Below are 18,533 nucleotides of genomic sequence, written 5' to 3' on the forward strand. Positions count from 1 at the left end.
AGCTTCCTCGAGTACACCGGCCCCGAGCGCGCTCGCCTCTCCGTCCGAACGGTGGGGGCGGGGCCGCTGCGGGCTCCGTCGTGGCGGCGGAAGCCGGACCGGAAGGACCGGTCCGGCTAACCGTTCCGGCGCTTGCGCAGGGCGGCCGTGATCAGACCGGCGTCCCCCCGCATGTGGGGCAGGGCCAGGAACCTGGGGAAGTTGAACCAGATCGTGGACAGGTGAGCCGCGAAGAGGACCAGGAAGCCGATCAGGGTGACCCTGAGCAGCGTCTTCAGGGGCTCTCCCATCGCGCCGCCGCCCTGGAGTTCCCAGGAGCCCACCGCCACGAGGAAGATCCCCATGGTCAGCAGCATGGCGTTGATCGTTGCCATGCCCCTGACCGCCCCGCGTTGGACCTCGGGGCCGGACGGGAGGCGGGAGAAGGCCCGCACCATGCGCTCCGCCTCTTCCTGGTCGAACCAGATCTTCCTGAGTACGACGAGCAGGTGGATCAGCGCCGTGGCAAGGAGTGCCACCCCTGCTATGAGTGCGGCCATGGATGGCACTCCTCTTCCGTGTCGGTCGATTCAGTCGGTTCCGGGATCAGGTTCGGGAATCAGCCCCAGAGATAGTCCCACGCCTTGCCGATGGCGTTGTTGGCGACGCTCGTGGTCACGATGCCGAGCACCGCTCCCGCGACCACGCCCACCGCGGTGCCGACGATCGGCACCGGGATCGCCGTGCCGATGGCGCCACCGGCAACGGCGCTGGCCCAGATCAGACCGACGTCCACCCCCGTGGTGACGGCCGTCTCGGCCAGGTTCCCTCCCGTGGCCTGATAGTTCGACCACCCCGTGGCGGCTGCCCCGACGTAGGGCGCGAACTTCAGATAGCGGGCGAGACCCGGCACCGCCGAACCGAACGAGCGTCCGGCGACCTGGACGTTGTTGCCGAGCACCTTCGACGCCATCTTCAGCGCCGCCGGATTGCTCAGGTATTTCGCCAGTCCGCGGATGGCATCGTCCAGCTCGGCGGCCGTGGCCTGTGGATTGTTGAACACTGCTACGACCTTCTGCCACTCCTTGGCCAGGTCGCCCGTCACGGACGCTATCGTTCCGCCGCCGGCGAGCACGCCGTTCAGCGCGGCACAGGTCTGGCCGCCGAAGCCCTTGTCCGCGCAGCCCGTGGACGAGGTCCACTTGGTGAAGACCTCCTTCAGCTCCGAGTCCTTCTTCCCGGCGCCACCGGGACCGTTGTACTCGGGGCACTGCGGGTTGACCAGGCTCGGGCACGGGGCGCCGCCGCCACCGCCCTTTCCGCCGCCCTTTCCGCCACCGCCGCCGCCACCGCCGCCGCCACCGCCACCACCGCCGTTGTACTCGGGGCACTGCGGGTTGACCAGGCTCGGGCACGGCGCGCCACCGCCGCCGCCACTGGAGACGGGGATGCCGCCCCTGCAGGTGATGCCGTACTTGCTCGGGTTGTCACACTCGGGCACCTTCTCGCCGGTCGGGTCGGCCATGGTCACCGGGTTGTTGTTGGCGTACGAGTAGCCGTTGAGCGACTGGGCCTGTTCCGCGCTGAGGACCGGGTCGACGCTGATGAACTGGCCGATGGCCGCGTCGTACTCCCGCGCACCGACGTGGGTGAGGTCGGTTCCCGCGTCCTTGGTCATGCCGAGGAAGCCCTTGTCGTCGGGCCAGGTGCCCAGGCCGGTCGCGGGACGCGAGGCCCCGAACGCGGTCATGAAGCGCTTGGTGACGGCAAAGGTGTCCGAGGTCACGGCCAGTCCGGACGTGCCGTGGTGATCGGCCGCGAGGTAGTACAGCTTCTCGGTGCCCGTCTGGTTGGTGCGCACCGCGACGACGGTCGAACCGTTCCCGTAGTACCGCTGGGCCCAGGTCGTTCCGTCGGCCCGGAGGTGCAGCTCCGTGGACCCCGCGTACAGGACGCGCTCGCCGTCGCTGGTGGCGCGGATGAGCAGGCCGCCGTTGGCGTCGTAGACGTAGTCGGTCGTCGTCCCTTCTTCGGTGAGCTTCTCCAGCTTCCCTCCCGGGGACCAGTCGAGGTTCTGGACGCCGCGGGCGCCCGTGCGCGTGGTGGTGTTGCCGGCGGCGTCGTAGGTGTAGCCGGTGCCGGAGCCGGGCAGCTCGCAGGTGCCCTGGGTGGTGGCCGTCAGCGCGTGCGGCTGAGCCCCCTTGTAGCAGTACTGGGTGGTGGTGTCGCCGACCGCCCGGTGAACGGTCTCGCTCGCACGCTGACCTGCGTTGTTGTAGGTGTAGCTGGTCCAGTACGGGGCCGGGCCGGAGAGCGCCGAGGCGCTGCGGGCATCGCCGCAGTCCTGCGACGACGGGGTCCAGACCTCGGTCATCCGGCGCTGGCCGTCGTAGTCGAAGCACTGGGTCTCGGCGCTGGACGAGCCGCCGAGGGTGGTGGGGTCGGCGATCGAGGTGACGTTGCCCGCCTGGTCGAAGCCGAAGTTCAGGTCCTGGAGCATGTAGGGGTGGACCTGGTCGGTGACGTGGCTGCGGACGAGGCGGCCGGTTCCCTGTTCGTAGGTGCGGGTGATGTACATGCTCTTCGCGCCGGAACCGCCGGTGCCGAGCGCGAGCTGCTGCATCTCGCCGAGCGGGGAGTAATCGGTGCCGAGGACGTAGCCGGTGGCGCCGGTGACCTCGGTGGCCAGTCCCAGTCCGTCGCGGCCGAAGCTGACCGTCTCGGCGCCGAGGCCTCCGACGGCCGGTTCCTTGATGTTCTGCAGGGTGCCGTCGATGTTGTAGTAGCTGGTGTAGTCCAGGTTGGCCGGTGCGCCGGCGAGGACGAGCGGATCGTCGGCGGGGAGCTGGATGCGGCTGCCCACCGGCCGGGACATGGAGTCGTACGCGGTGACGCTCTTGGTGTACGCCTTGCCCGCCTTGCCCCCCACGTACTGGGTCGAGGAGGTGACCTGCCCCTTGAGCACGGTGTCGTAGACGATGGAGGTGAGCTGGTTGGCGTCGGTCTTCGAACCCGACCAGCTGGCCGTGGGCCGGCTGAGGGCGTCGTACGCCGTGAGGATCGTGGCGCCGCGCGAGTCGGTGGTCGTGACGGGACGGTTGAGCGAGTCGTAGCCGGTGGTGGTGGTGCCCTTGTCCGGGTCGGTCGCGCGGACCTGGCGGCCGAACAGGTCGTAGCCGAAGCCCCACCTGGCACCGTCGGGCCCGGTCACCTCGGTCTGCTTGTCGTCCAGGGCGTACGTCGTCCGGGTCGACGTGTACGCCACGCCCAGGCCGCCGCCGTACTGGGTGTCGGCGGGGCTGGTGCCCGCGTAGTCACGGGACTCGACGACGCGACCGCGCGCGTCGGTGATGTTCCGGGTGGCGGTGCCCCCCTCCAGTGCGGTGGAGGCGGTGGAGTCGCCGGTGTAGGCGGTGTCCGTCGTCCACTTCTGGACGCCGAACACGATGTGGCTGCTCCGCACGGCCCGACCTGCGCCGTCGAAGACGGTCTCCGTCTGGGACGGCGCCTCGCCGTACTCGGCTCGGGTGTAGGTGCCGGTCGGGGTCGAGGTGGTGTCGAAGATGTCCTTGTACGTCTCGTAGGCCAACCCGCGCGAGTCGTAGCGGGCGTCGGTCAGCAGTCGCCCGCCCTGCGGGGTCGGCGCCTGGGTCTGTAGGGGGCGCAGGAGCGCGTCGTAGATCGCGTACGTGGTGTTGTAGCTGGTGCCGTCGGCCTTCAGCTTTGACGTGGAGACCCAGGACTGTTTGGCGTTGTCGAGGTGGTAGGCGAACTTCAGGTTCGGGCTCTGCCCGGCGCCGCTCGACCGGTTGGGCTGCCAGACGGCGGTCAGCCGCCCGAGGCCGTCGTACTCGGTCTCGGTCTTCTTGAGGTTGGAATCGTAGGAGCGCAGCGAGTGGCCACGGCGGGGGTCGAGGAAGCTGATGGTGCGGAAGCCGAGGGCGTCGGTGCCGATCGTCTTGGTCAGCGGTCCTGCCTCGGCCGGGGTGAACGCCGTGGTGGTGGTGTTGCCCTGCTCGTCGGTGAGGCTGACCGGGCGGCCGAGCACGTCGTAGGCGGCCTTGTTGGTGGTCTGCCACCCCGTGGGCTGCCGCTGTCCGTTGGCGTCGGCAGTGGTCGCGTAGCCGGTGGCCCGACCGGTCCAGGTGGGCCGCCCCTTGGACGGGACCTGCGTGGCGCTCCAGGTGGTGGCGCCTGCGTCGTCGAAGACGATCGCCGAATCGGCCAGGACGTCGCCGCGGGTGGCGGTGCCCGTGGGCAGGGAGAGCGAGGCGTCCCCGGTGGAGCACGGCCGGCCGACGGAGCGGGTCCGGGAGACCAGGTCGACGAGCCCGACGGCCGTGTTACGGGCGTACCAGGTGAGCGTGCACGTTTCGTCGCCCGACGTGGAGGCGTCTCCGGAGTCGTCGACGCTGACCGGCATGCCGTACCCGTCGTGGGCGGTGGTGACCGTGCGCGAGCGCCAGGTCTTCGGCACGGTCAGATAGGTGTACTCCGTGTTCTTCTGGGTCTTGACGAACCGGGCGACCAGCGGACCCGCGTCCGGGACGGTCTGCCGGGCGGTCTCCTTCGACCAGGGGGTGCTGACGGTCGCGGAAACGGCGGTGGAGCCGTCGTACACGACCTGCTCGCGGATCTGTCCCGCGTATTCGTCGAGGTCGGTGAGCGAGGTGGCACCGAGCGCCGGCTCGACAAGCGGGGCGACCGAGACGGAGCGGGTTGTTCCGTCCGCTTTCTTGTCTCCGTGCATGCCCTGCATGTACAGGCTGACGGTCCGGCTGCGGGTGGTGCCGATCGCACCGGTGTGGACGGTGACCTGCCGGTACCCGCGCCACAGGGACCAGGTGCGCTCGGCCTTCGGAACGAGCGGTTCGTCGCTGTAGTGCCACGCCGCGCCCGTGTACGCGTAGGCGTGCTCGACGGCCTCGTTCTGCCCCGTCGGGTCGGTGACGGTGACCGCGAGCACCCGGTACTTGTGGAACCAGTCCACGGACGCCTCGGTCGAACCGTTGATGTGCCAGAACTGGGGGTAGCAACTGCGGGTGTTGGTGTCCTGGGCGGCATCGATCACCTGGGAGCGGACGCACTCGGGGGCCGAGAGCGTCACGGTGGTGATGGCGCCGGTCTCCGAGGTGATGGTGGAGATGCGGGGACGGGTCAGCGGCAGGATGTCGTCGGTGCCGTCCACGCGGTTGGGACGCATCTGGTAGGTGAAGGAGAGCGGATCGAGCGTGAGCGGGGAGGCACCGGTCCTGCCGGTCCGCTTGATCGACTTCAGGACCAGGACCTGGTCGCTGGAGTCCCCGATGTCTCCGCCGTCGAGGTACTCCTGGGTGAAGTTCCAGGAGTCCACGGCGTCGTAGGCGCTGGAGGCGGCGTTCCATGAGGAAGTGTTGAGGCTCGTGAGCCGCTTGCGGGAGAAGAAGGCGGGGCCCACCGCCTTGCAGTCCGCTTCGGCGGCGCCGCTCGCGCAGATCGAGTCGAAGGGGACGTCCGGCCAGTTCTCTGCGGTGTCCTTCGTCAGGCTGGTGCAGTCGGCCGCGGTGCAGCGCTCGGCGTAGCCGAAGGTGACGCGGGCGTCGGCGTCGTCGGTGAACAGGGCGCCCTTGCGCAGACCGTACTTGATCTCGTTCAGGTAGCCGCCGCGGACGTACGGGGCATTGGCCGTGGTCGACTTGTTCTTCCGGTAGTGGTTGGTCTCCTTGGTGTACCAGTAGGTCGCCGCGTTGCCGTTGAGGTCCTCGGCGTAGTCGAGGTTCCAACGCCACGCCTGGGTCTTGGAGCGGCCGGAGAAGCTGGTGCCGCTGGAGTAGCCGGGTTCACCGGGGTCGTCGCCGAAGACGGGCGCCGTCCAGGTGGAGTTGGTGCGCTGGGTGGTGGCCCCGTCGAGCTTGTCGAGGCCGAACACGAACTTCGTTCCGTCTCCGGTGACCACGGTCCAGTGTTCGCCGTTGTCGTCGCCGTTGTCCGCACCGGTGGACAGGGTCACCTTGGAGGCGTCGTCACCCTGGAGGCGCCACTGGCCGGTCGTGTCGTCCTTGATCAGCCGGTTGGCCCGGCCGTTGAGGACGAGGGTCGCGTTGTCGTACTTCCAGCAGAGGTCGTAGATCTCGTCGTGACCGTCGTCGTCGCAACTGCCGTAGGAGCGCTCGACGTACGACTCGCTCAGGGCGAATCCCTCACCGAGCGACGCCGCCTGGTTGTTGGTGGCCGCGGTGCGGCCGTCGATGCTGCCCGAGTCGTAGGCGAGCGAGAGGGCGGGCTCGGGGCCGGCAGCGGCCGGGGGGAGCGTGAAGCCGTACGACCAGGTGAAACTGCCGGAACTGCCGCCGGCTTCCCACTTCGAGGAGGGGGCGAGGGGGGTGGCCGTGTAATCGCCGGAGCCGGCGGGGTTCTCGCCCTCCCCGCTGCCGCTTGCGGTCAGGGCGAGGACGGTGGCGCCGCCCTCGACCAGCTGGGTGGAGAGTCCGCTCTCCGCCCGGGCCAGGACCACCTGTCCCGACACGGTGTGCGCGTCGAGGTCGTTGCGCGAGGAGACCGGGGTCTGGGTCCGGCACTCGGACTTCTGCGGCGTCCGCAGGACACAGGAGGGAAGCTGGACCAACCGCAGCCGCTGGCCCCAACCGCCGCCGATCGCCGCGGCGAAGGCGCCGTAGTCGACGCGCAGGTCGGCCCGGCCGGGTTCCTCCGACGCGGCCGTCAGGAGGACGCCGGTGACCCCGGCGCGCTCGGCCGCCGCCTGGTCGAGGACGGTGATCTGGGCCGTGCCGCCGGCCGGGGCGGCCTTGCCCTTGCCCACGGCGGGAACGCCCACGGTCACCGGCAGTCCGCCCGGCCGCACGGCGCCGGGGCGGGTCGTGCCCAACTCGACCTCGGCCCGTCCCGACTTGGGCCAGGACGCGCGCCGCTCGGCCGCCGCCTTCCTGGCCTGCGCCTCGTTCGTCGCCCTGTCGGCGGCGACACGGGCCTGGGCCCGGGTGTCTCCGCGGCCGGTGACCTTCTTGACCTTGCTGACGCGCTGCTCGGGCAGTTCGGGACGGCCGAGTCCGGTCTCCTTGACCTCCTGGGCGACTGCGCCGGGGGCGAATCCCAGGGGAATCGCCAGGGAGAGCGTCACCACGGTGGCCAGCGCCCGCGGCCACCGTGGGCTCCCTCCTGCTTCCCGTCCACGACTACGTCTACGTCTACGTCTACGTCTACTTGAAGCATTCATGCCAAACATGACTTCATGTCCACCTTGCTCGGGAAATGATCCATCAGGGGCGGTGTGGCGCTTCCGGGGGAGCCGGGGCACCCCCGTCTCGTCCATGGGGTCGGGGAACACGAGGCGTGCACCCCGACCCCACGTTCAGGAGCCGGTGCCGGACCGCGGGTCGGGTTGGACCGACGACCGGCATGCGACCGTTCGGGGACCGCCGATCAACTGCCCACGCGGACGGCGATCTGCTCGACGCTCGCCATCGCGCCGGCCCAGACCCGTACGTCGGCGACCCGACACGGCAGGCGGTGCCGCCAGAAGCCGCCCTCGTAGGCCGCGCCGACCGCGAACTCGCCGGTGCCGACGCGGGCTGTGTACGGCACGGGAAGGCCGTTGCGGTTGTGGCCGAGGTAGAGGGCGACCGTTCCCGCCTGTGCATCGAAGACGCCGGTGAGCCGGACTTCGCTGTCCACCGTCGCCACCGCGTCGGAGGTGACCGAACTGAACGTGCCGTCGGCGTCCCGCCGCCCGAAGTGCCAGACCCCTTCGGGCACGGTCTTCTCTTCCAGGGTTTCCTGGTCGACGACCTGGGTCTTTCCGGTCAGTTGGTACCAGATGCCCCAGGAAGAACCGTCCGCCGTCCGCTGACCCGCCACCTGACCGGCCGCACCGACCGGCCATTCCGCGACCTTGGCGCCGTTCACCGCCACCGCGGTCGTGACCGTGAAGGAACCCGTGTCGTCCACCAGCGGACCGGCCGCCGTGGCGGAGTCGTCCTCGCCGTCCAGGTGCACGGTCCAGTCGTCGAGGTACGCGCCTCCGCTCAGCGTCAGGTCGCGCTTGTAGCCGGAGGTGGTGTCGGCGACGGTCGTCCCGCTGCCCCGGGCCGCGGACCAGTCGGCGACCAGTTCCGCGCCCGCGAACCCCGCGCTGGTCAGCAGCCTCGACTCCTCCTGGACTTCGGCGTCCGTCAGGGCCCGCTGCCAAACGGCGACCTCGTCGATCGAGCCGGGGAAGTAGTCCGTGTGGGTGCTGCCCCACTTGGCCCTGCCGATCTGCAGCGGCCCGTTGGCGGCCCAGGACGGGGCAACGGTGTCGGTGCCCTGCAGCTTTCCGTTGACGTACAGCTTGATCAGTCCGGCTGGGGCGTCGTACACCACCCCCAGATGGGTCCACACCCCCGGCGTGGCCGGCTCCTTGGCGAGGACGTACTGCTGGGACAGGTCGCCGTCGGCCGCGTCGTTCGGAGACGTCCGCAGGGTCCAGGTCTTGTGGCTCTCCATGTAGGAGAGGTAGAAGGCGCTGCGGTGGGTGCCGTCCTGGCCGACCACCGTACGGTTGCCGCTCGCGTTGGGCAGGATGCGCGCCCAGGCCGAGAGCGTGTACGAGGCGCGGGTGTCGATGACCGGACCGGCCGTGGCCGCGTAGCCGGTCGATCCGTTCAACCAGAGCCCCCGGTCCGTGATCGGGGTCGCCAACGGCGCGCCCGAGGCGTCGTGCGTCATCCAGCCGCGCCGCCCCCGGTCGTCGGTGCCCGAACCGCCGCCGAGCGTGGCGTCGAAGGCGGGCACGCCGCTTCCGGTGGCGGAGTCCGCCGCCACCCCGTTCGTCTCCTGGAAGTGCCAGCGACCGACCGGCCCCGCACCGGCCGCGACCAGGACGTCGAACACCTGCTCCGCGCCCCAGCGGCCGACCCGGTCCTTCGCGCGGACATAGAGCCGAAACGTTCCGGCGCGGTCGGGCGTGGCGGACACGGTCACCGGGGAACCCGGGATCTCCGCACTCCACGACGCGCTCGTGGAGAGTCGGTACTGGTAGGCGATGACGTCGTCTTCACCGGGCGCCGGAGAGAAGGAGAACGAAGCCGGCACGCTCGGGGCACCCGCCTCGGTGCACGCGTTCGTGCGGCACTCGCTGTAGGGAGAGGCCACCGAGACGGTCGGCGCCTCGGGAGCCGACGGGTCGACGGTGAAGTAGCACGGCGGGGTGTAGCCGGTGTTCAGCTGCTGGGAGCCGCCCTCGTAGTACGAGAGGGACAGCGCCATGAGCCGGTACGACACGCCCTCGGACATCGCGGGCAGGCTCGCCGTCTGGTTGACCCCGTGTCCGACGTAACCGGAGCTGGGCCGGACCGTGTCGCCGAAGGCCGTCTGCCAACCGGAACCGTTCCACTTCTCCACCCGCCACTGGATGCGCAGGTTCGCCCCCGACTCACCGCCCCAGACCGTCCGCGGCCTGCCGGACGCCTGGACGGTCGGGTCGCTGACCACCGTCGGGGAAGCCGGGTTCGTCGAGCACACGAGCCCGTTTCCGGAGACCAGGCCGACGTCGCCCGGAACGTCGGGGATGCCGACGTAGGTCACGGACAGGACCGCGTCGTTCTTGAAGCGCTTCCACGCGCTCGTGTCGGACTCGTCGTGCGCGCGGAGTTCGAGGGTCAGCTTGGAGAACCAACCGACCGCGAAGCCGCGCACGGTCTCCGTCAGGTTCTCGTCGGGCTCGTCCGGGTGGTTGTCGTGGAACTCGATCGGGGCAACGGGCTGGGACGGGCTGCACGCCGTGCCCCGGCCGGCCGACACGTGGCGGTCGCCCAGAAGGTCGTTCTCCCAGGGCTTGGTGGACCACTGGGTGGAGGGTGAGATGTCGTCCGTGCGCACGAGGTCCACCTCGCGCGCGTCGCAACTGAACGACCAGGTCTCCGTCACCCGGAAGGTCGCGTCCAGGACGTGCTTGCCCCTCAGGCTGTCGGGCGAGAACTGGAAGTAGAGCCGCTGGACGAATCCGTCGCCGCAGTAGTAGCCGTTCCAGGTGCCGCACTTGCCCATGCCCATGCCGCGGTCGTCGCTGCCGTTGTCCCAGTTGTAGGACGAGTAGCCCTTGGAGTTCAGCATGGTGCGTTCGGGCGCGCCCCAGGTGACGGTGGGGTCGACGTACAGGGGGTAGGTGACCCCTCCTGCGCCGGACAGCATGGCCGGATCCGGAGCCACCGAGAGGCGGCCCCTTCCGAGCGTGACGGCCATCGGGGCGACCCGGTCCCCGGCGAGCGGCTCGACGCCGGCCCGGGGGGCAAGGCGCTCACCGGCCGCGGGGCGCACGGTCCCGGCGGCCGACGGCGGCCCCTCGCCCTCGGTTGTCGTGGCGGTCAGCCCGCCGTCGGCCGCAGCACCCGAGGAGTCCCACATCTGGGCCGGCGGCGCCTTGAAGACGGTCGTCCCGTCCGCATCGACGGCGGCCAGGCCTCCCCCGGGGTCCCGCCGCACGTCGAGACCGGTGGCCTTCAGGCCGTAGTCGAACCGCTTCAGTTTCGGGTTTCGCGCAGCCGCGGGCGTCTTGACCACCAGGACGTGCCGAAACCCCTCCACGGAGGCGGTGACCTTCAGGTCCACGTCCGGCAGGACGTCGCGGTAGACGGCGCTCGATCCGCTCAGTTCGGGCTTCGGGAGCGTGCCCGGCCATCCCAGCTCCAGGGAGCGCCCGCGGTCCCGGATGGCGACCAGATCCGAGTCACCGCCTCCGGAGAGGCGCATGTCGACGACCGCTGCCTTCGGCCCCACCGATCCGTCCGCGTGGCGCACGAGCGTGGCGTCCGGTGTCCGCCAGCCGCCCCCGGGCGCCTTCACCCGGACGGGAACGGCCGATTCCTCCAGCGTGAAGGAGAAGCCGTCGGGGTTCGCGTACGTGGTCGAGCGCTCCGTCCGGTCCCCCGTCACCTCGACCCGGTGCCCGGTCTCCTTGGCCCGGGCCAATGCCTTCCGTCCCGCGGACGGCGCCGCGGTGTCGGAATCGGCGGCCATGGCGGGCGACGCCGGGAAAGCCGGATTTGGCAACGCAACGGCAAACAGTCCCGCCGTCAGCGCAAAGGCCCCCCATAGGGTGCTCCTCCCCCGCGTACGTCTTATGGCACGTCTTTGCCCCACTCGTCCCGCCCCCCGTATTCCCAAACCCCTCTGCGTACAGGCGGATTCGAACACCGTGCGCGCGCCAACGTCAACCAAGATCTATTGACGGAACACTTCTCACGGGTCTCCAAACGTCGCTCTTCGCCGCGTGGTCCCGCAGCGAATCGGGCACGTCCGACCGGGCGGAGCGACCGGTGCCGCACGGGGCGCGGGCGCGCTTCGCCGGTCGGCGCCCCCGACCGGGGCGCAGCACCCACGGGGCGCGGCCACCGGGCCGATGACCTTGTGAATCCGGTCCCGACCGCCTTCCCGACCCCGAGGAGCACCCTCCGAAGGCGACTGCCACGGAGCGGACTCGTGCACCCAGAAGGCAGCCGGGCACCTGCGCGGCGCAATCGACGAGGGCCCGATGAGCAATGAAATTCAGGCCACAGAATCAAAATCGGCCAGAACCGCGGACCGCACACCACGTGGAACGCGATGTGCGGGACGGCAGGCCCGACCTCGCCGCCCCACGCGCCCCACTCGGCGGCACCAGCGCATGTGGAAACCGCCCGGAGCACGGCTTCCTCCCACGGATCGTCCCGACCGGTCGAAAAGGGCCGCGCCCCCAAAGGACCGCCGGGACCGCGCCCGGGGTGCGGTCCCGGCTTCCCCCTTGCGACCAGGTCCAGCAGGCTGCCGGCCGACGGCCGTTGCCGGTCGCCGGGGGGAATCCCCCGGCGCCCCCCCGGGAGGGGCAACCCGCAGCGACCCCCGAAACGGCGGTGGGGCACCGAGTGCTCGCGCTCGCCGGTTCGGTCGAAGGACCCGTCACCCGACCAGCCCCTGGCCTGACGGGCCGCCCGCGGTCGCACCGGTCGCGTGCACCGTTGAGCGGATGACGTCCCGCACGGGTCGCCGGACGGTGCACGCGCGTTCCCGGACAGGAGGGCCCGGACGGCGGCAGCCGGCACCTCGCACGCCTCCGGCCCCCTCCCGGCACCTGCGCTCGGGAGCATCGACGAAGGGGCCGCGGGCCTTGCCCCGGGGCGCGAACCTCGCGGCACGCCAGGCCACCGGATGGAGGGCGACCCGCTGCCGGCGGGAAGGCTTTGCCCACCTGGTGCCTGCACTGCGGCGACTTCCCCAGCCGCTCAGAACTCCGGCACGCCGCCCACGGGGAGACGGCTCACGAGGGGGTCGGACAGGGGCGCTCCTGCGGCGTTCGGGTGACCTCGGCGTGTCGTTCCCCTACCGCAAACGAGACCGGATGCACCGTGGAAGCGATCGGGGGAAGGCAAAACCTTCCTGCCTCCACGGCACCGTGGTGGGGCGGGTGGGACTCGAACCCACGGCCGACGGATTATGAGTCCGCTGCTCTAACCGGCTGAGCTACCGCCCCGAACGGTGAGGCGCGTACATGTGTGCGCGCCGTCTGCCGCAGCATAGCCGCTCATACGATCTCTTGCTTCGGATGATCGACCCTGCTCGCCCTTGAGGACACCACCGGGTCCCGGATGGTTCCCACGAACGCGAAAGAGGACCCCGAAGGGTCCTCTTTCGTCTCGCTCCCCCGACTGGACTCGAACCAGTAACCCTCCGGTTAACAGCCGAATGCTCTGCCAATTGAGCTACAGGGGATCGCGCTCCCCCGACTGGACTCGAACCAGTAACCTGCCGGTTAACAGCCGGCTGCTCTGCCAATTGAGCTACAGGGGATTGCTGCGTCGCAGCGATCGTACCCAGTCCGGCTGAACCGGAAGGGCGCCCGCTCGCTGCGAGACATACATTAGCGCAAGCAGGGGGGTGCTCCGCCAATCGGTATCCCCAGGGCCTCCAGGGAAGGATCGCCGCCGTGCGGTACAAGCTGACGTTCGTCGTGGGACTTGCCCTCGGTTACGTGGTCGGTACGCGGGCCGGACGCGAGCGCTACGAGCAGATGAAGAAGTCCGCGAAGGACTTCGCGCAGAGCCCCGCCGTGCGCAACGCCACCGAGTCCGCCGTCCAGACCGGTCGCCAGGCGGCGGGCAAGGCGGCGCACCTCGTGGGCGACACAGTGGGCGACCGACTGCCGTCCTCCGTGACCGACCGGGTGCACGCGCTCCGCGACCGCGGCCGGGGCAACGGCAAGGTCGACGACGAAGAGTGGGGCACCAGCAACACCTGAGGGCCCCGCGTGGGGCAGAATCACGTGTCATGGGGATAGTCGCCGGACTGGACAGCTCTGCTGAGTTCACACGCATCGTCGTCTGTGACACGGACACGGGTGCCGTACTGCGGCAGGGCTATGCCGCGCATCCCGGCGAGCCGAAGGCCGTCGACGTCGACCCGCAGAACTGGCTGCTCTCCCTCGGGGAGGCCGCCACCGGCGGCCTCCTGGAGGGCGTCGAGGCCATCGGCGTCTCGGCCCAGCAGAACGGTCTGGTGCCGCTGGACGCACAGGGCGGTCTGGTGCGGCCCGCGCTGGTCCGGAACGACAAGCGGGCGCAGGTCGCCGCCGCCGACCTCGTCGAGTCCCTGGGCGGTCGGCAGGCCTGGGCCGAGGCCGTCGGTTGTGTGCCCGGCGCCGGACAGCCGGTCGCCAAGCTGCGCTGGCTGGCCCGCGCCGAACCCGAGCAGGCCGGACGGATCGCGATGGTCCTCCAGCCCCACGACTGGCTGGTCTGGCAGCTCCTCGGCCGCCCCGCCCGCCGCACCACCGACCGCGGCGCCGCCTCCGGCACCGGTTACTGGTCGGCCCGCACCGGCTCCTACCGCCCCGACCTCGTCGAGCTGGCCCTCGGCCACCAGGCCGTGCTGCCCGAGGTGCTCGGCCCCGCCGAGGCCGCCGGGATCACCCCGGAGGGGCTGCTCGTCTCCGCCGGTACGGGCGAGACGATGGCCGCCGCGCTCGGCCTGGGCCTCGGCAGCGGCGACGCGGTGGTCTCGCTCGGCGCCTCCGGTTCCGTGATGGCCGTGCACCACGAGGCCCTCGCCGACCCCAGCGGCATGATCACCTCGTTCGCCGACGCCACCGGCATGCACCTGCCCGTCGTCTCCACCTCGAACGCGGTGCGGACGCTGCGCGGCACCGCCGAGATGTTGGGCGCGGAGTCCCTGGAGGAGTTGTCGGCGCTGGCGCTGAAGTCGACGCCCGGCGCCTCCGGACTCGTCCTGCTGCCCTATCTGGAGGGCGAGCGCACCCCCGACCTCCCGCACACCGCGGGCACGCTCAGCGGGCTGCGGCGCGAGTCGATGAAGCCCGAGCACATGGCACGGGCGGCGTTCGAGGGCATGCTCTGCGCGCTCACCGACGCCATGGACGTGCTGCGCAGGCGGGGCGTCGAGGTCCGGCGGGTCTTCCTGCTCGGCGCGGCGGCGTCCCTGCCGGCGGTGCAGGCCCTGGCGCCCGCGCTCTTCGGCGCGCAGGTCGTCGTCCCCCAGCCGGCCGACTACGCGGCGCTCGGTGCGGCCCGACAGGCCGCCTGGGCGCTCGGGGTCGCCCGGGGAACGCTCGCGCCGTCCGCTCCCCCCGCTTGGCAGGGCGCCGCCGCACAGGTGTTGGAGCCCGGCGAGGAGCTGGCCGTCGGGCAGGCGGTGCGCCAGCAGTACGTGGCGACGCGGGAGCAGGTCCACCCGGGTGCGTTCGGCTCGTAGCGGGCCCCGGGACGGTTCGTAAAGTCTTGGCCAGGGCTGGGCTCGGAAGCAGAAACCGAGTCGTAACGCCCGAGGGGTGCGGGCGATAGTAGGAGCCGTGCTCATAAGACTTCTCCGAACCCATCTGCGCCCCTATCGAAAACCCATCGCGCTGTTGGTCCTGCTGCAGTTCCTGCAGACCTGCGCGAGCCTCTACCTGCCGACCCTGAACGCGGACATCATCGACAACGGCGTCGTCCGCGGGGATTCCGGCTACATCCTGCGCTTCGGCGCCCTGATGATCGGCGTCTCCGTCGTGCAGGTCGTCTGCAACATCGGAGCCGTCTACCACGGCGCGCGGACCGCCTCGGCGCTCGGCCGGGACGTGCGGGGGGCGGTCTTCGACCGGGTGCAGTCGTTCTCGGCCCGTGAGCTGGGGCAGTTCGGCGCGCCCTCGTTGATTACCCGTACGACCAATGACGTCCAGCAGGTCCAGATGCTGGTCCTGATGGCGTTCACCCTGATGGTCTCGGCGCCCATCATGTGCGTCGGCGGCATCGTGATGGCGCTCGGCCAGGACGTCCCGCTGTCGGGCGTGCTGCTCGCGGTGGTGCCGGTGCTCGGCGTCGCCGTCTCGCTGATCGTGCGGAAGATGCGCCCGCTCTTCCGCACGATGCAGGAGCGGCTCGACACGGTGAACCGGGTGCTGCGCGAGCAGATCACCGGCAACCGGGTCATCCGCGCCTTCGTGAAGGACGGGTACGAGGAGGAGCGCTTCCGCGGGGCCAACGGCGAACTGACCGACGTGTCGATGGCGACGGGCCGGTTGATGGCGCTGATGTTCCCGACGGTGATGACCGTCGTGAACGTCTCCAGCGTGGCGGTGGTGTGGTTCGGCGCACAGCGCATCGACAGCGGCGGGATGGAGATCGGCGCGCTGACCGCCTTCCTCGCCTATCTGATGCAGATCGTGATGGCCGTGATGATGGCCACCTTCATGTTCATGATGGTGCCGCGTGCCGAGGTCTGTGCGGAGCGCATCGAAGAGGTGCTCGGGACGGAGACGAGCGTCGTGCCCCCGATCGATCCGGTGACCGCGCTCGACCGGCGTGGGCACCTAGAGGTCCGGAACGCCGACTTCCGGTATCCGGGCGCGGAGGAGTCGGTCCTCAAGGACGTGGCGCTGGTCGCCCGCCCCGGCGAGACCACCGCGATCATCGGATCGACGGGCAGCGGCAAGTCGACGCTGCTCGGACTCGTGCCCCGGCTCTTCGACGCCACCGGCGGCGAGGTGCTCGTCGACGGCGTCGACGTGCGGAAGCTGGACCCCTCGCTGATGGCGAGGACCGTGGGGCTCGTCCCGCAGAAGCCGTACCTGTTCTCGGGGACGGTGGCGACGAACCTGCGGTACGGGAAGCCCGACGCCACCGACGAGGAACTCTGGCACGCCCTGGAGGTCGCCCAGGCCGCCGACTTCGTGCGGAAGCTGGAGAACGGTCTGCACGCGCCGATCGCGCAGGGCGGCACCAACGTGTCCGGCGGCCAGCGGCAGCGGCTCGCCATCGCGCGGACGCTCGTGCAGAAGCCGGAGATCTACCTCTTCGACGACTCCTTCTCCGCGCTCGACTACGAGACGGACGCCCTGCTCCGGGCCGCGCTGACCCGGGAGACGTCGGACTCGACCGTGGTGATCGTCGCGCAGCGCGTCGCCACCATCCGGGACGCCGACCGGATCGTGGTCCTCGACGAGGGCCGGGTCGTCGGCACCGGACGGCACCACGAGCTGATGGCGGACAACGAGACGTACCGGGAGATCGTGCTCTCCCAGCTGACCGAGGCGGAGGCGGCGTAATGGCCGGTCCTGGCGGACGCATGATGGCCGGTGGCGGCCCCGACCAGCGGTCGATGGACTTCAAGGGTTCGGGCAAGCGGCTGCTGAAGCAGCTGGCGCCCGAGCGCAAGGCGCTCTGGGTGATGCTGATCGCCGGCGTGCTCTCGGTGGCGGCCTCGGTGGTCGGGCCGAAGATCCTCGGCAAGGCGACGGACCTGATCTTCGCGGGCGTGGTCGGACGGCAGGCGGAGCCGGGCACCACGAAGGCGGAGACCCTGCAGGGGCTCCGCGACGGTGGACAGGACGGCATGGCCGACATGCTGTCCGGGGTCGACTTCACCCCCGGCGAGGGGATCGACTTCGGCGCGGTCGGTGCGGTCCTGCTGTGGGTCCTCGCGATCTACGTGGCGGCGGGCCTGTTGATGCTGGTCTCCACCCGCATGTCGATCAAGGTGATCAACCGGACCGTCTACCGGATGCGGGAGGAGGTCCAGACGAAGCTGGCGCGGCTCCCGCTGTCGTACTTCGACCGGGCGAAGCGCGGCGAGGTGCTGTCCCGGGCGACCAACGACATCGACAACATCTCGCAGACCCTCCAGCAGTCGATGGGGCAGCTGATCAACTCGCTGCTCACGATCGTCGGCGTGCTCGGCATGATGTTCTGGATCTCGCCGCTGCTGGCGCTGGTGGCGCTGGTGACGGTGCCGCTCTCGGTGTTCGTCGCGGCGAGGATCGGCAAGCGCTCGCAGCCGCACTTCGTGCAGCAGTGGAAGTCGACCGGCGCGCTCAACGCCCACGTGGAGGAGATGTACACCGGGCACGCCCTGGTGAAGGTCTTCGGTCGGCAGGAGGAGTCCGCGGAGGACTTCCGCGAGCAGAACGACGCCCTGTACGAGGCCGGCTTCAAGGCCCAGTTCAACAGCGGCGTGATGCAGCCGGTGATGTTCTTCCTCTCGAACATCAACTACGTCCTGGTGGCCGTGGTCGGCGGTCTGCGGGTGGCGAGCGGCACCCTCTCCATCGGTGACGTGCAGGCCTTCATCCAGTACTCGCGCCAGTTCTCGATGCCGCTCACGCAGGTCGCGTCGATGGCGAACCTGGTGCAGTCGGGCGTCGCCTCGGCCGAGCGGATCTTCGAACTGCTCGATGCGGAGGAGCAGGAGCCGGACGCGCCGACGAGCAGGACGGGGGCGACCCCGGACGGGGGCTGGGGAACGGCGGTGGACCTGAAGGGCAAGGTCGCGCTGGAGGACGTCTCCTTCCGCTACGAGGAGGACAAGCCGCTCATCGACGGCCTCTCGCTGTCGGTGGAACCGGGCCAGACGGTCGCGATCGTCGGTCCGACCGGTGCCGGCAAGACGACCCTGGTGAACCTGCTGATGCGCTTCTACGAAGTGACGGGCGGGCGGATCACCCTGGACGGGGTGGACATCGCGAAGATGCCCCGGGCGGAGCTGCGCAAGGGGATCGGCATGGTCCTCCAGGACACCTGGCTCTTCGGGGGGACCATCGCGGACAACATCGCGTACGGCGCGACGGGGCCGGTGACCCGGGCCGAGGTCGAGGAGGCGGCGCGCGCCGCGCACGCCGACCGCTTCGTCCGGACCCTGCCCGAGGGGTACGACACGGTGATCGAGGACGACGGGGCGGGGGTCAGCGCGGGCGAGAAGCAGTTGATCACCATCGCCCGGGCGTTCCTGTCCGATCCGGTGATCCTCGTACTGGACGAGGCGACCAGCTCGGTCGACACCCGCACCGAGGTGCTCATCCAGAAGGCGATGGCCCGGCTCGCGCACGGCCGGACCTCGTTCGTGATCGCGCACCGGCTCTCCACGATCCGGGACGCGGACGTGATCCTGGTGATGGAGAACGGCTCGATCGTCGAACAGGGCACCCACGAGGAGCTGTTGTCGGCCGGCGGGGCGTACGCCCGCCTGTACGCGGCTCAGTTCGCCCAGGCGGTCGCCGAGGTCGACTGACCGGTCGGCGGCGCACCGAACGGCCCCCGTCCCTCCGGAGGGACGGGGGC

7 protein-coding genes and 3 tRNA genes are annotated in these 18,533 nt (G+C 70.5%); 4 read left to right on the forward strand and 6 right to left on the reverse strand.

Annotated elements, in window-relative coordinates; translation table 11 throughout:
* Positions 1–116: 116 nt before the first annotated feature.
* The 6 genes from ACFW22_RS34080 to ACFW22_RS34105 form a co-directional block, all read right to left on the reverse strand.
* Positions 117–539, reverse strand: coding sequence for a hypothetical protein (locus ACFW22_RS34080; protein WP_386412250.1), 423 nt, complete (start codon positions 537–539; stop codon positions 117–119).
* Positions 540–598: 59 nt separating this feature from the next.
* Positions 599–7,192: an RHS repeat-associated core domain-containing protein gene (locus tag ACFW22_RS34085; RefSeq protein WP_386412252.1), complete on the reverse strand. Its 6,594-nt coding sequence runs from the start codon at positions 7,190–7,192 to the stop codon at positions 599–601.
* A gap of 206 nt (positions 7,193–7,398) precedes the next feature.
* On the reverse strand, positions 7,399–10,971 hold the full coding sequence (locus ACFW22_RS34090; RefSeq protein WP_386412254.1) for a LamG domain-containing protein: 3,573 nt from the start codon (positions 10,969–10,971) through the stop codon (positions 7,399–7,401).
* Between the two features lie 1,412 nt (positions 10,972–12,383).
* Positions 12,384–12,460, reverse strand: a tRNA-Ile gene (locus ACFW22_RS34095).
* Between the two features lie 166 nt (positions 12,461–12,626).
* A tRNA-Asn gene (locus ACFW22_RS34100) sits at positions 12,627–12,699 on the reverse strand.
* Between the two features lie 5 nt (positions 12,700–12,704).
* Positions 12,705–12,777: transfer RNA gene (locus tag ACFW22_RS34105), tRNA-Asn, on the reverse strand.
* 136 nt (positions 12,778–12,913) lie between these two features.
* Between ACFW22_RS34105 and ACFW22_RS34110 the strand changes: the two genes are divergently transcribed.
* The 4 genes from ACFW22_RS34110 to ACFW22_RS34125 all read left to right on the forward strand — a co-directional run bounded on the left by ACFW22_RS34110 (position 12,914) and on the right by ACFW22_RS34125 (position 18,483).
* Positions 12,914–13,225 carry a YtxH domain-containing protein gene (locus tag ACFW22_RS34110; protein WP_386412256.1) on the forward strand — a complete coding sequence of 104 codons (312 nt, stop codon included), beginning with the start codon at positions 12,914–12,916 and terminating at the stop codon, positions 13,223–13,225.
* Between the two features lie 29 nt (positions 13,226–13,254).
* The gene (locus ACFW22_RS34115; RefSeq protein ID WP_386412258.1) at positions 13,255–14,694 is read left to right on the forward strand and encodes an FGGY family carbohydrate kinase; all 1,440 of its coding nucleotides are present in this window, start codon (positions 13,255–13,257) and stop codon (positions 14,692–14,694) included.
* Between the two features lie 97 nt (positions 14,695–14,791).
* Positions 14,792–16,525 carry an ABC transporter ATP-binding protein gene (locus tag ACFW22_RS34120; protein ID WP_386412260.1) on the forward strand — a complete coding sequence of 578 codons (1,734 nt, stop codon included), beginning with the start codon at positions 14,792–14,794 and terminating at the stop codon, positions 16,523–16,525.
* Positions 16,525–18,483, forward strand: coding sequence for an ABC transporter ATP-binding protein (locus tag ACFW22_RS34125; protein WP_386412262.1), 1,959 nt, complete (start codon positions 16,525–16,527; stop codon positions 18,481–18,483). The genes ACFW22_RS34120 and ACFW22_RS34125 overlap by 1 nt, the downstream gene beginning before the upstream one ends.
* The last annotated feature ends 50 nt before the right edge of the window (positions 18,484–18,533 follow it).

Source organism: Streptomyces sp. NPDC058872 (assembly GCF_042743065.1).
GTDB lineage: Bacteria > Actinomycetota > Actinomycetes > Streptomycetales > Streptomycetaceae > Streptomyces.